This is a genomic window from Pseudomonas sp. AO-1, assembly GCF_019775695.1.
GTDB lineage: Bacteria > Pseudomonadota > Gammaproteobacteria > Pseudomonadales > Pseudomonadaceae > Aquipseudomonas > Aquipseudomonas parakoreensis.
The window spans coordinates 3699552-3713773 of the sequence record NZ_CP079947.1; the positions used below are offsets into that span (position 1 = coordinate 3699552).

Consider the following 14222-nt stretch of genomic DNA (forward strand, 5'->3'; position numbering starts at 1 on the left):
GCTGCTGCCTTACGCAGAATCGCGCACCAGCAACACCTGCGTCACCCGTCGTTCCTCAACGGCTTTGACGGTCATTTGCCAGCCTGCGTACTGCAGCCGATCGCCGATCATCGGCAAGCGATCCAGCAGGCTCATCACCAGTCCGGCCAGGGTCTGATAGTCCTCGGTCGGTTCGGCGCCAAACCCGGTGCGCTGGCGAACACGCGTCAGATTCAATGCGCCGCTGACGACAAAACCGCCCTGCTCCTCGATCACGTCCGGGCCTTCTATTTCGCTGGCATCGGGCAGTTCGCCGGCAATCGATTCGAGGATGTCGGTCATGGTCAACACGCCGACGAAGTCGCCAAACTCGTTGACCACAAAAGCAATGTGGGTCGACGCTGCGCGCATCTGCTCCAGCGCATTGAGGATCGAATAGCTGTCGAGCAAGTTGATGGTCTTGCGCGCCAGATGTTCCAGGTTCGGCTCAATGCCGCTCAGGTACTCCTTGAGCAATTCCTTCTTGTGCACGAAGCCCAACGGTTCATCCACAGCACCGTTGCGAATCAGCGGCAGACGTGAATACGACGAGTGCATCAATTTTGTGCGAATCGTCTCGGCGTCGTCAGCCAGATCGATGGTGTCGACGTCCGCGCGTACGGTCATCAGATTACGAATCGGGCGTTCGGCCAGTTGCAGCACACCACTGATCATCACCCGCTCGCGACGGTCGAACAGTTCTACACTCGGGGCTTCGCCGTCATCCAGCAGGTCGGAGATTTCCTCGCCGACCTCCTCCACTTCCAGCTTGCGCCCGCCCAGCAAGCGCATCACCGCATGGGCCGTGCGCTCACGTAGGGGGCGCAGGCCTTGCATCGAGCGTTTGCGGCGGGCCCGGGCGATCTGGTTGAACACCTCGATCAGGATCGAGAAGCCGATGGCCGCGTACAGATAGCCTTTCGGGATGTGGAAGCCCAGGCCTTCGGCCGTCAGGGCGAAACCGATCATCATCAGAAAGCCCAGACACAGCATGATCACCGTCGGGTGCGCATTGACGAAGCGGGTCAGCGGCTTGCTCGCAACAATCATCAAACCGATGGAAATGATCACCGCGATCATCATCACCGCCAGTTCATCGACCATGCCCACGGCGGTAATGACCGCGTCCAGCGAGAACACCGCATCGAGCACCACGATCTGCGCCACGATCGGCCAGAACAATGCGTAAGCCGCGTTGGTCGAGCGCTGGCCGACATGCCCTTCGAGCCGTTCGTGCAGCTCCATCGTCGCCTTGAACAGCAGGAACACACCACCGAACAGCATGATCAGGTCACGGCCGGAGAAGCTCTTGCCGAACACTTCGAACAACGGCTGCGTGAGGGTGACCAGCCAGGAAATGCTCGCCAACAGGCCCAGGCGCATGATCAGCGCCAACGACAGGCCGATGATCCGCGCACGATCGCGCTGATGCGGCGGCAGTTTGTCCGCCAGGATCGCGATAAACACCAGGTTGTCGATACCCAGCACCAGCTCCAGCACGATCAAAGTCAACAAGCCTAACCAGGCCGTGGGATCCGCTAACCATTCCATAAAATGTCTCGATCTCTCTTCAGTGAATTCAGGCTGCCGGGCACGGCAAAGTGCAACGCGAAGGCTCTGAGGCCGCGTTGTCAACGATAGTCGGGAGGCGGAAAACCGGATGCTGCGAGTGCGTCAAGACCGCGCCATGGCGCGAGGAGAAGGTACGACTGGGAGGCTCCAAAAGGGTGTTCATGCAAATCCTGAATGAAAAATGGCCTTGGAGCGTACAGGCTCTGACGACAATTCCTACAGAGCGAAATCATTTCAAAATCTGTATCAACGACCACTGCCCCCCCTGTAGGAGCTGCCGCAGGCTGCGATCTTTTGATCTTGACCTTAAAAAAACAAAGTCAAAAGATCGCAGCCTTCGCAGCTCCTACAGTTGGCTGTCATCGTCCGGCAAAGCGCAACCGCGACAACTGCCGCAAATCCCCCTCCACGTAGTAATCGTTGGTCCAGCTGTCATCCAGCGCCAACGGACTCACCTGCTTCAGCTCGAGTTTTTTCGCGAAATAGCGGAAGCGGTAATGCTCATAAAACCGCAGCAATTCCAGACCATAGCGATCAGCCAGATCGGTGTCGCCGCGAATGATCAGGTAGTTTTCATCATTGCCGTTACTGGCCGAAGTGCTGAGGTTGTGGCTGCCGCTGATAATCGTCGGCCTGTCGCTGGTGAAGTCGACGACCACCGCTTTGGTGTGCACCAGCAGGTTGCCCTTCTGACCTTTCATGTTTTCTTTCAGCCAGCCTTCCAGCCCGGTGTTGAGCAAGGCGGTGGCGGCGAATTCGGCGGTGCGGTCGGCATGAAACCCGGTGATGCGGCTAGCGGTGTTTTGCAGGCCGTCACGCAGGATGTCGTCATGGGGCTTGCCAAGCAACGCATTGAGGATCGCGTCCGGCAAGGTGAACGCCGTGACAAACAGCACGTCCTTGCTGGCCGCCTCGATGATCTCGACAAACTCACGCAAATCGCCGCCACCGCTGCGTGGCGAGAACCCGGCGAACAGCGGCTGCGTCGGGTCCATCGGGTTGTGCTCGGTGATCCAGTTGCGCGTCGCAGCGACGTCGGCGGGATTGGCCCAGACTTCTTCGAACGTTTGCAAATAGCGCGTGGCAATGGTCACGTCATCAAGCGTATGCAGCACATTGGCCTGGCGATACACGCCATTGGCGGTGAAATTGGTGCTGCCGCACAGCACCGCCTGCGGTTGACGCTGACCGACGCCATCGACCCGGCTGAGGACGATGAATTTGTCGTGGAAAATGTTGTGAGTGACCCGGCCCCGCTTGTTCGCCGCTGGTAATTGGGCAAGGTTCGCTTCGTTCAGGGTCGTATCGGGATCATCAGGCTGGGCGTGGTACAGCACGCGCACTTGCACCCCTCGCGCGAACGCCGCGTTTACGGCATCGATGATCGCCTGCAACTGATACTCGTAGATCGCAATGTCCAACGCCCACTGCGCGTCCGCAGCGCGCTCGATGAAGTTCAGCAAACGCTCCAGCAGCCCGTTCTCCAGCCACAGCCGCGCCGCGCCGGGCCAGGCTTCGATGGGTAGGTTCTTGTTGGCGCTGATCTGTGCGTCGAGGTCGGGAAATTTGCGCTGAAACGCCTGACTGGCAGCCACGGCGCGATTGAAGATCACGCTCTGATTGGCCGGGTGGCCGTCGTCACTGGTGATGCTCAGCTCCAGCGATTCGCCCAGTAGCGGCGCGTCCGCCGTGCCGTAGGCCAGGTGCACGCGATAGTGCAGGGTCGTGCCCGGGTTGACGGCGTAATCGGCCCAGCGGAATTTTTGCAGCGGTGCCTTATCACTGGGCGTGGCGTGATATTGGGGAAAAGTGTGAGCCTTGCCGGGAAACGTCAGGCTGTTGAACAGGAACAACCACGGTTTGTCGCCCTGTTGCTTTTCGATGGCAAACCCGAGCAAGCCTTTGCGTCGGGGTTCGGACAGGTCCATGGCGAGCAGCACGCCGTTGGTGCCGGCGTAGGCTTTGACGCGAAAATCGTCCTGAGGATTGGCGACCAGTACCCGCATGATTCACTCCTTGTGATTGGGCTGGGTGGAGCATAGAGCAGCGCTGCGGTTTTTGGTGATCCCGCATGGTCCGAGGCGATACCTTCGCGAGCAGGCTCGCTCCCACAGAGCAAGCGGTGTTCACCAACCTTGCTCGCGAAGAGGCCCGCTCAGACTTCACAGATCATCGATATGCCGATATTCCGCATTCAGCACCGCCGCCAATTCCCGCGCTCGCGCCAGACGGATCGGCCCCCGCTCGATGTCGATCAGCAACCCCGGACACTCCAGCGGCAGCAGCGGCGGCAAGGTTTTCAAACGTCCATCCGTCACCAGCAACAAGCGTTGCTGCTCGGCCGGAAAACGCTTTTGTCGCTGCATCAGCCATTGCTGCGCCTGCGTCAACGCCGCCACCAATGGCGTGCCGCCGCCCGCGCCCAGTGTCTCCAGCCAGGTGCGCAAGCCACTTGAAGCCTTCAATCCTTGCACCTGCCATTGCGGCGCGCTGCCACTGGCTGTCAGCAGTGCCAGTCGTGCCCGTTGTCTGTAAGCGTCATCAAACAATTGCGCGAGCAAACCCTTGGCATCGCTCAGTGCCTGATGCCGACGCGTCGAAGCCGACGTATCGACGATCACCAGCCATAACTCATGGGGAGCACGCGTGCGCAGCTGGAACTGCAAGTCCTCACGGGTTTGCGGCCGGCCGTTGAGCAGCGTCCCCGGCCAGTTCACCAGACCGCTGCGCGCAGCGTGGCGCTTGCCCTGGCGTCCGTGGTCGAGTCGTCCGGCGCGGGGTCTGGCATTCGCCCCCGCGTCGGATCGGGGACGAATGCCGGTTACTTTTTTGGCCAGCTCGGCACTTCGCGGCGTGCGCCAGTCGTCAGCGCCGGAGCAGGCATGTCGCCCCACTGCCCCTGCCCCTCGCTTGGTTCGGCCTGGGTGCTGGTCTGGTTCTGAGCAGGTGGTTGAAGGCTGGGCGAAGTGGACTCACGACGGCGATGACGCAGGGCGAATTCCGCTACCGCATCGATGTCTTGCTCGGCAATGGCTTCGGCACCGCGCCATGCCGCGTGGGCTCGGGCCGCACGCAGCCAGACCAGGTCGGCCCGCAAGCCATCGACGCCGGCGGCAAAGCAGCGCTCGGTGATGCTTGCCAAAGCCTCGTCATCCAGCGCAATGCGCGTCAAGGCGCAGCGCGCCTGTTCGCAGCGTTCGCGCAGCGCTTGCTGCTCGGCTTCCCACTGCGCGCAGAACGCCTGCGGGTCGCTGTCGAAATCCAGTCGGCGGCGGATGATCTGCCCGCGTTCAGTCGGCGCGGTGTGACCGCTGAGGGCGACGTTCAGGCCAAAACGGTCCAACAGCTGCGGGCGCAATTCGCCCTCTTCCGGGTTCATTGTGCCGATCAACACAAACCGTGCCGAATGCCGATGCGAGATGCCATCACGCTCGACCAGGTTGGTGCCGCTGGCCGCCACATCCAACAGCAGATCCACCAGATGATCGGGCAGCAGGTTCACTTCATCGACGTACAGCACACCGCCGTCGGCCTTGGCCAGCACGCCGGGAGAAAACTGCGCCCGCCCTTCACTCAGTGCCGCGTCGAGATCAAGGGTGCCAACCAGACGCTCTTCAGTGGCGCCCAGTGGCAACGTGACAAACTGACCACTGGCCAGCAGATCGGCGAGGCCACGGGCCAGAGTCGACTTGGCCATTCCGCGTGGTCCTTCGATCAGCACGCCACCGATTTTCGGGTCGATGGCGGTGAGGTACAGCGCGAGTTTCAAGTCATCGGCGCCGACCACGGCGGAGAGCGGGAAATGCGGGATGTCGGTCATCTTCAATACTCGGTCATGGTCGGTGATCTTTCGAAAATTGCTGGGAGCCACGTTGATCCCAGTGGGAGCGGTGTGTCAGATGTCTTCTTCTATATCCAGCAGCAGGTTTTCCAGTGCTTCTTTATACACGCCGGGTTCCTGCCACATCCCACGTTGTTGCGCTTCCAACATGCGTTCGGTCATGTCGCGCAGGGCATGCGGATTGTGTTCACGAACAAAGTCGCGGGTCGCCGGGTCGAGCAAGTAGGCGTCCGCCAGCAACGCGTACTGATGATCATCGATCAGTTGCGTGGTGGCGTCGAAGGCGAACAGGTTATCGACCGTCGCCGCCAGTTCAAACGCGCCTTTATAGCCGTGACGTTTGACCCCGTCGATCCACTTCGGATTGGCCGCCCGCGAGCGGATCACCCGATTGAGTTCTTCTTTCAGGGTGCGGATTTTCGGCAGATCCGGCTGGCTGTGATCGCCGTGATAACTCGCCGCCGCTTCCCCGCGCAGGGTTTCCACCGCCGCGAGCATGCCGCCCTGAAACTGGTAATAGTCGTTGGAATCGAGCAAGTCGTGCTCGCGATTGTCCTGATTCTGCAACACCGCCTGCACCTGGCTCAGGCGCTGGACGAACTGTTCGCGCGCAGCGGTGCCCTCATCCGCCCCACCATAAGCGTAAGCGCCCCAGTTCAGGTAGACCTCGGCCAGATCCTCGCGACTCTGCCACAGGCGACCGTCGATGGCGCCCTGTACGCCCGCGCCATAGGCACCGGGTTTGGCGCCGAAAATCCGCCAGCCGGCCTGACGCCGCGCCGCGTCGGCATCCAGCCCCGATTGCAACAGCACCTCGCGCTCGGCACGCACCTTCGCCGCCAGCGGGTTGAGGTCATCCGGTTCGTCCAGCGCCGCCACCGCTTGCACGGCCGCGTCGAACAGACGAATCAGGTTGGCAAAAGCATCGCGGAAAAAACCCGAGACCCGCAGCGTGACGTCGACCCGTGGCCGGTCGAGCAGGCTCAGCGGCAGAATCTCGAAATCATCGACGCGCTGACTGCCGGTGGCCCACACCGGGCGCACGCCCATCAGCGCCATGGCCTGGGCGATGTCGTCGCCGCCAGTGCGCATGGTCGCGGTGCCCCACACGGACAGGCCGAGCTGACGCAGGTGATCGCCGTGATCCTGCAAATGCCGCTCGAGAATCAACGTGGCGGACTGGAAGCCGATGCGCCACGCGGTGGTGGTCGGCAGGTTGCGCACGTCCACCGAGTAGAAGTTGCGCCCGGTGGGCAGCACGTCGAGACGGCCACGGCTGGGGGCGCCACTTGGGCCGGCGGGGACGAAGCGGCCGTTCAGGGCGTCGAGCAGACCGCGCATTTCGGCGGGGCCGCAGGCGTCGAGGCGTGGGGCGATGACTTCGCGCAGGTTTTCAATGATCGCGCTCACTTCAGCCCATCCTGCCCCCTGTGGGAGCGAGCTTGCTCGCGAAAGCGTCGTGTCAGTCGACATTGATGTACCTGACCCACCGCTTTCGCGAGCAAGCTCGCTCCCACAGGGGATTTGTAGTGCCTGGGAGATCAGTTGAGTGGCGAATAGCTCCAGGCGTTCGCGGGTGTCACCGGCGGTGCGCCAGATTTCGTCGCTGACGCTTTGCAGCTCCGCCGGGCGCGGGCCGTTCCATGGCTCGGCAAGGGTGCAATCCAGCGGATCAAAGCTCAATTCGAACGCCTTGGCCAACGCCCGCAGCAGACTCGACTGCGCGCCTTTGCCGTCACCACGCGGGATGCGCAGCAAGGCCAGCAAGGTATCGATGCGCAAACGTCCGGTCGGCGATTCGCCAAAGATGTGCAGGCCATCGCGAATCTGCGATTCCTTCAGATCACACAGGTAGGTGTCCAGCCGCGGCAGCCAGATCGCGGCATCGGCGTCGCTGTCCAGACCGGCGTCGAGTTGCAGTTCGCGATCGATCTGCGTCTCGCGCACCAGTTGCAGAATATCGCGTTGCAGCTCTCGCGCACGACGCGGATCGAGCAGTTGCGCCTCGTAATATTCGTCGGCCAACAGTTCCAGATTGCGCAACGGGCCGTAGGTTTCGGCACGGGTCAGCGGCGGCATCAGGTGGTCGATGATCACCGCTTGCGTGCGCCGTTTGGCTTGGGCGCCCTCGCCCGGGTCGTTGACGATAAACGGATAGATGTTCGGCAGCGGCCCGAGCAGCGCGTCCGGCCAGCAATTTTCCGAAAGGCCGACGCCCTTGCCCGGCAGCCATTCGAGGTTGCCGTGCTTGCCGACGTGAATCACCGCGTGCGCCCCGTAGGTGTTGCGCAGCCAGAAATAGAACGCCAGATAGCCGTGCGGCGGTACCAGATCCGGGTCGTGATACACCGCACTCGGATCGACCTGATAACCGCGCGCCGGCTGAATGCCGACGAAGGTCAGGCCGAAGCGCAGACCGGCGATCATCATTCGCCCATCGCGGCACATCGGATCGTTTTGCGGCGCGCCCCAGCGTTCCAGCACTGCCGCGCGATTGGCTTGCGGCAGCGCGTTGAACATCGCCAGATAGGCGTCCATCGCCAGGCTTTGCTGGCACGGACGCAGGTCGATGCTGTCGAGGTCGTTGCTGACGCCGCCGAGCAATTGCTGGATTAACGCGGTGCCGCTGTCCGGCAACTCCGCCGTCAGCGGGAAGCCTTCCGCCTGCAACGCGCGCAGGATATTCAATGCCGCCGCCGGCGTATCGAGACCGACGCCATTGCCGATCCGCCCGTCGCGAGTCGGGTAGTTGGCGAGGATCAGCGCGATGCGTTTTTCCGTGTTCGGCAGCCGCGCCAGATCGCTCCAGCGTCGCGCCAGTTCAGCGACAAAATCCATGCGTTCGGGTTGCGCCCGGTAGCAGACCACGTCGGACTGGCTGCGCTCGCTGCGCCAGGCCAGATCCTTGAAGCTGATCGGCCGGCTGATGATGCGCCCGTCGAGTTCCGGCAAGGCGATGTGCATTGCCAGATCTCGCGGGCCAAGGCCCTGCTCGCTGTCGCGCCAGCCCGGCTCGTTGTCCTGAGCGCAGATCGCCTGAATCACCGGAATATTGCGCCGGAACGGCCGCAGGTGCGGCGCTTCCGGGCTGGATTGCGCGAAGCCGGTGGTATTGAGGATCACCGCAGCTTCGACCTCATCCAGCCAGTCCTCGACCACCGACAGGCAGCCGGGTTCTTTCAGGCTGGCGACGGCGATCGGCAACGGATTGAGCCCCGCCACCTGCAAGCGTTGGCAGAACACATCGATGAACGCGGTGTTCGCCGCTTGCAAATGCGAGCGATAAAACAGCACCGCCGCCACTGGTTGACCGGGCAGCCATTCGGCTTGCCAGTCGCTCAGTGCGGCGGTGTTTTTCTGTGGGTGGTAAATCGCCGTACGCGGCAGCGCTTGCGGCTCGCCCCAGGCGTAATCCCGCGCCAGCCAGCGGTTGGCCAGACAATGGAAGAAGCCCAGCGCATTGCCCATGCCGCCTTGACGCAAAAACTGCCAGAGACGATCGCGATCTTCGGCGGGCACGGTGCTCAGGTCGCTGAGTTCCGGGTCGGGACGGTCATCCCCCGGTACCAGAATCACCTGCACGCCGCGCTCGGACAACTCCACCAGACGCTCGACACCGTAACGCCAATAGGCGATGCCGCCGTGCAGCGAAATCAGAATGACTTTGGCGTGGCGCAGCACCTCATCAACATACAGATCGACCGAGGCGTGATTCTGCACCTGCATCGGATTGGCCAGGCGCAGGCTCGGGTAATCCTCGGGCAGTTGCTGCGCGGCTTCGGCGAGCAGCGCCAGGCTGGAGTCGCCGCTGCACAGGATCACCAGCTCGGCGGGGGTTTGTCCAAGGTCGGCAATGTTGTCATCCGACACGAAACCGCCGGGCTGGGTCCTGAGCAGGTGCATGGCTTAAACGCTGAGCGCGGCGCGCAGTTGCGCTTCGAGTTGCGCGGCGTCGAGCTTCTGGCCGATCAGCACCAGACGAGTGACACGCGCCTCATCAGCGCCCCACTGGCGGTCGAAGTGCTTGTCGAAACGCGTGCCCACGCCTTGAATCAACAGGCGCATCGGCTTGTTCGGAATCGCCGCGAAGCCCTTCACGCGCAGAATGCCGTGCTTGACCACCAATTGCGTCAGCGCGTCGAGCAGCAGGCTTTCGTCGGCTTGCGGCAGTTCAATGGAGATCGAATCGAAGGCGTCATGATCGTGGTCATCGTGGTCGTCATCACCGTCGTGGTGGTGATCGTGATGACTGTGGCGGCTGTCGATGTGTTCTTCGGAACCGGCACCGAGGCCAATCAGCACATCCAGCGGCAGGCGACCGTTGCTGGCTTCGATGATTTTCACCGCTGGCGGCAGTTCTTCAGCGACTTCGGCGCGAACGCGAGCCAGATCTTCGGCGCTGGTCTGGTCGGCCTTGTTGAGGATCACCAGATCGGCGCTGGCCAGTTGGTCGGCGAACAGCTCATGAAGTGGCGATTCGTGATCCAGGTTCGGATCGAGTTTGCGCTGGGCATCGACCTGATCGGGGAACGCGGCGAAGGTGCCAGCGGCCACGGCCGGGCTGTCGACCACGGTGATCACCGCATCCACGGTGCAGGCGCTGCGGATTTCCGGCCACTGGAAGGCTTGTACCAGCGGTTTTGGCAGGGCCAGACCGGACGTCTCGATCAGGATGTGATCGAGGTCACCGCGCCGGGCGACCAGTTCACGCATCACCGGGAAGAACTCTTCCTGCACCGTGCAGCACAGGCAACCGTTGGCCAGTTCGTAGACGCGACCAGTGGCTTCTTCTTCGGTGCAGCCGATGGTGCATTGCTTGAGGATCTCACCGTCGATGCCCAGCTCGCCGAACTCGTTGACGATCACCGCGATACGGCGGCCCTGAGCGTTGTCAAGCATGTGCCGCAGCAAGGTGGTTTTGCCCGAGCCGAGGAAACCGGTGACGATGGTGACAGGGAGTTTGGCCAGTGTTTTCATCGGATGCCCTTTGGCAAGGTGGCGGGCATACGGGACGAGATCCGCTGCGAGCGTGCGCGCGGAAGAATTCGCCACCGGATCACCCCGCCCGGTTGTAGTGAGAAATCTGTCACGAGGCAGGTCTCCTGGCTGACGGTGTTCGGGCCTTGGGCCCGGCGTTCGCTGCGCCTTCCCGCGGGCTCAGTGGATTGAGCTGGCAGTGGCGTGGCAACGAACTTCACCGTTCACAGTTGCGGGGGCAGCCGCGGCTTTGACCGCGTTCCCTTCTTAGCTTCGGCGTGGGCCGAAGAACCTCGAAGGTGCAAGGCTACGCATGGGTTGAGGATGGGTCAATGCTTTGGTTTTTTTTGGATTGGGGGCATATCCGTTGCTGCGGGTGTCGCCGCTGGCGGTTTCGCTCTTACAGCGAGTCACCTTTTCCAGACGCCGAAAAGGTAACCCAAAAGGCTTTGCCCCGGCGTACGGCACTTCGCTGAGGCTCAGTGTTCCCTCCCTACGGTGTCCATCCGGGGGGCATCGCCTACGGTTTGCTTCGCTGCACCTCCTCTCGATGTATGCGGCTTCGCCGCATGGCGCTGCGCGCCTACCCCCGGATGGACACCTACGCTCGGCCTGCCGAAGGGGCTGAAGATCAAAAGCCACATCAAGAGCCAAAGCCAAAGCCAAAGCCAAAGCCAGATCAAAAGATCACAGCCTTCGGCAGTTCCTACAGGGGATTGGGTGTATTCAGTTAGAAATTTGGTCGGCTGTCAGGCCGCCATCGCGAGCAAGCTGGCTCCCACAATTTTATTCGTGCACACCCCATGCGGCGAAGCCGCCCCACTCAACACGATGAGCGTTAGCTCGAGTAAAGCTTTTGATCTGAGGGCCCGTCGGCAGGCTGAGTGGAGGGGTTTATCCGGGGGTGGGAGCGCAGCGACCGTTTGGCGCAGCCAAACACAGCGAGAGGAGGTGCAGCGAAGCAAACCGTAGGCGCTGCCCCGCGGATGAATCCCGCAGCGAAGGAACCCGAGCCCAAGCGAGGGCCGAACGTCAGGGTAAAGCCCTTTGGTTACTTTGGGGCGTTTGCCAAAGTGACCCGCCGTCAGGGCGGAACCCTAAGAGGCCATTACCGCAGCAACGGATATGCCCCCAATCCCAATTGACTCAAATCCTCCCCTCATGGTCTCCTACACAACTTGTTACGGGTGCCCTTCACAGGGTGAAACGGGAAACCGGTGAATCATGTGCTTTACTCAAAGCCATGTCAGTCCGGTGCTGCCCCCGCAACGGTAAGCGAGCGAAGCGTCGAATCCACTGTGCCATTGCGGCATGGGAAGGTGATGCTTGCAGGTCGGCCTGATGCCAACCCCTCGTGAGCCCGGAGACCGGCCCGCAACACACAGCGCGCATTTTGCGTCGCTGAACATAACAAACCCGCGGTGGGCGGGCGCTGTTCGAACCTCTGCGTGCCCGACTCGCAGGGGTTTCCATGCGCTCTATATCACCCGCTGACACTCCAGAGGGAAGCGCCATGTCGATCATCAGCAGCACCGGCAGCAACACCGACAAAATCTCCAGCACCGCCACCTTGAGCCAACGCCTGACCGCCGCGATCTTCGCGTCGATCCTGGGTGCAGGCCTCGTTTATTTCGCCGGTTTCTCGCACATCGAAGCGGTGCACAACGCCGCTCACGATACCCGCCACAGCGCCGCGTTCCCGTGCCACTGAGACCTGCCGACATGATCAAGCGTATCGCGCAAACCGCAGGCTTCACCGGCCTGCTGGCCGCCCTGCTGCTGACGTTGCTGCAAAGCTTCTGGGTTTCGCCACTGATTCTGCAGGCCGAAACCTTCGAGAAGTCCGAGCCGGTGGCCGTTCACGAACACGCCGCCGGTACAGCCGCACACACTCACGACGCTGAAGCCTGGGAGCCGGAAGACGGCTGGCAACGCGTGGTCTCGACCACTGGCGGCAATCTGGTAGTGGCGGTCGGTTTCGCGCTGATGCTCGCCGGCCTGTACACCTTGCGCGCACCAACCAAAACCTCGCAGGGCCTGCTCTGGGGCCTGGCCGGTTACGCGACCTTCGTGCTCGCACCGACCCTGGGCCTGCCGCCTGAACTGCCGGGCACCGCTGCCGCCGATCTGGCGTCGCGACAGACCTGGTGGATCGGCACCGCCGCTTCCACCGCTGTCGGCCTGGCCCTCATCGTGTTCAGCCGTCACTGGCTGATGAAGCTGCTGGGCGTGGCGATCCTCGCCGTGCCGCATGTGATCGGCGCGCCGCAACCGGAAGTGCATTCGATGCTCGCTCCGCAAGCGCTGGAAGCCCAGTTCAAAATCGCTTCGCAGTTGACCAACGTGGCGTTCTGGCTAGCCTTGGGCCTGATCAGCGCCTGGTTGTTCCGCCGCAAAAGCGATGGTCAATACCACGCATGACCGATGACCGCGCAGCGCCGACCCTGGTGGTCGGCCTGGGCTGCCAGCGCGGCTGCCCGGCCAGCACGCTGCGCGCGTTACTCGATCAGGCGTTGCAGGCGCATCGCATAGAAATCGAGGCGGTCAAAGCCCTGGCCAGCATCGACATTAAACGCGATGAACCCGGTTTGCAGGAACTGGCCAGCCAACTGGCGCTGCCGCTGTTGTATTTCAGCAGCGAAGAATTGGCGATTTACCAGCAGCGACTGAGCCATCACTCGCAGATCGCCTATGAGCGCACCGGTTGCTACGGTGTGGCGGAAAGTGCCGCCCTGGCCCTGGCCGAGCAGTTGATTCAGGCACCGGCAAAGCTGCTGATTTCCCGGCAGAAATACGCTCAGGCGACACTGGCATTGGCCGGCGCTGCGTAAATTCCCGATAATCCCCCTGTTTGATCATGAGCAATCTTCATCTGAAGCGTTGCCCTGCCCCGTTTTTCACAGGATTTCTTCATGACCGTCTACTTCATCGGCGCCGGCCCCGGCGACCCGGAATTGATCACCGTCAAAGGCCAGCGGCTGATCCGCAGCTGCCCGGTGATCATCTACGCAGGCTCGCTGGTGCCGGCCGCCGTGCTGGCGGGACATCAGGCGGAAACGGTGGTCAACAGCGCCGAATTGCATCTGGAGCAGATCATTGAATTGATCACAACCGCCCACGGCAAGGGCCAGGACGTGGCGCGGGTGCACTCGGGTGATCCGAGCCTGTACGGCGCGATTGGCGAGCAGATTCGTTATCTGCGCGAGTTGAATATTCCGTTCGAAATCATCCCCGGCGTCACCGCCACCGCCGCCTGTGCAGCCTTGCTCGGCGCCGAGCTGACGCTGCCGGATGTGTCACAGAGCGTGATTCTGACCCGCTACGCGGACAAGACCGCGATGCCGGCGGGTGAGGAGTTGAGCAGTCTGGCGCAGCATGGCGCGACCATGGCGATTCACCTGGGGGTCAACCATCTGCAGAAAATCATCACTGAATTGCTGCCGCATTACGGCGCGGATTGCCCGATTGCGGTGATTCACCGGGCAACATGGCCGGATCAGGATTGGGTGGTGGGGACACTTGAGGACATTGCGGCGAAGGTTGAGGCCAAGGGGTTTCGGCGTACGGCGTTGATTCTGGTGGGTCGGGTGCTGGGCAGTGAGGTGTTCAGCGAATCATCGTTGTATCGCGCGGGGCATGCACATCTCTACAGGCCCTGAGTCAGATGAGTTTTGTGGCTGGATAAAAAACCTGTGGTGAGGGGATTTATCCCCGACGAACTGCGCAGCAGTTCCATTTCTTGGGCTGCTTCGCAACCCGTCGGGGATAAATCCCCTCGCTACAAAAGGACATAAAAAAACGGCGCTCACGGGGC

General features: G+C 62.0%; 10 protein-coding genes and 2 riboswitches. Of the genes, 4 read left to right on the plus strand and 6 right to left on the minus strand.

All coding sequences use genetic code 11. The features are described from left to right. Positions 1 to 9: 9 nt before the first annotated feature. The 6 genes from KVQ82_RS17030 to cobW all read right to left on the minus strand — a co-directional run bounded on the left by KVQ82_RS17030 (position 10) and on the right by cobW (position 10408). Positions 10 to 1569 (minus strand): TerC family protein, encoded by a 1560-nt coding sequence (locus KVQ82_RS17030; protein WP_222014698.1) that lies wholly within the window; start codon positions 1567 to 1569, stop codon positions 10 to 12. A gap of 380 nt (positions 1570 to 1949) precedes the next feature. Next, on the minus strand, positions 1950 to 3596 hold the full coding sequence (locus tag KVQ82_RS17035) for a phospholipase D-like domain-containing protein (RefSeq protein ID WP_222014699.1): 1647 nt from the start codon (positions 3594 to 3596) through the stop codon (positions 1950 to 1952). Positions 3597 to 3752: 156 nt separating this feature from the next. Further along, positions 3753 to 4484, minus strand: coding sequence for a VWA domain-containing protein (locus tag KVQ82_RS17040; protein ID WP_260687682.1), 732 nt, complete (start codon positions 4482 to 4484; stop codon positions 3753 to 3755). Then, positions 4412 to 5410: an ATP-binding protein gene (locus tag KVQ82_RS17045; RefSeq protein WP_198759270.1), complete on the minus strand. Its 999-nt coding sequence runs from the start codon at positions 5408 to 5410 to the stop codon at positions 4412 to 4414. The genes KVQ82_RS17040 and KVQ82_RS17045 overlap by 73 nt, the downstream gene beginning before the upstream one ends. 75 nt (positions 5411 to 5485) lie before the next feature. Further along, positions 5486 to 9334, minus strand: a complete 3849-nt coding sequence (cobN, locus tag KVQ82_RS17050) for a cobaltochelatase subunit CobN (RefSeq protein WP_222014700.1) — start codon at positions 9332 to 9334, stop codon at positions 5486 to 5488. Positions 9335 to 9337: 3 nt separating this feature from the next. Continuing rightward, complete coding sequence (cobW, locus tag KVQ82_RS17055; protein ID WP_222014701.1) at positions 9338 to 10408, minus strand: cobalamin biosynthesis protein CobW; 1071 nt, start codon at positions 10406 to 10408, stop codon at positions 9338 to 9340. Positions 10409 to 10505: 97 nt separating this feature from the next. Further along, positions 10506 to 10719, minus strand: a riboswitch (cobalamin riboswitch). 857 nt (positions 10720 to 11576) lie between these two features. Continuing rightward, positions 11577 to 11799, plus strand: a riboswitch (cobalamin riboswitch). 122 nt (positions 11800 to 11921) lie between these two features. Between cobW and KVQ82_RS17060 the strand changes: the two genes are divergently transcribed. The 4 genes from KVQ82_RS17060 (at position 11922) to cobM (ending at position 14067) form a co-directional block, all read left to right on the plus strand. Next, complete coding sequence (locus tag KVQ82_RS17060; protein ID WP_047598594.1) at positions 11922 to 12119, plus strand: CbtB domain-containing protein; 198 nt, start codon at positions 11922 to 11924, stop codon at positions 12117 to 12119. 11 nt (positions 12120 to 12130) lie between these two features. After that, complete coding sequence (locus KVQ82_RS17065) at positions 12131 to 12829, plus strand: CbtA family protein (RefSeq protein WP_041072677.1); 699 nt, start codon at positions 12131 to 12133, stop codon at positions 12827 to 12829. After that, positions 12826 to 13239, plus strand: a complete 414-nt coding sequence (locus KVQ82_RS17070; RefSeq protein WP_222014702.1) for a cobalamin biosynthesis protein — start codon at positions 12826 to 12828, stop codon at positions 13237 to 13239. The genes KVQ82_RS17065 and KVQ82_RS17070 overlap by 4 nt, the downstream gene beginning before the upstream one ends. 81 nt (positions 13240 to 13320) lie before the next feature. Continuing rightward, a complete protein-coding gene (gene cobM / locus KVQ82_RS17075) occupies positions 13321 to 14067 on the plus strand; it encodes a precorrin-4 C(11)-methyltransferase (protein ID WP_222014706.1) in 747 nt (248 codons plus the stop codon). Positions 14068 to 14222 lie beyond the last annotated feature (155 nt).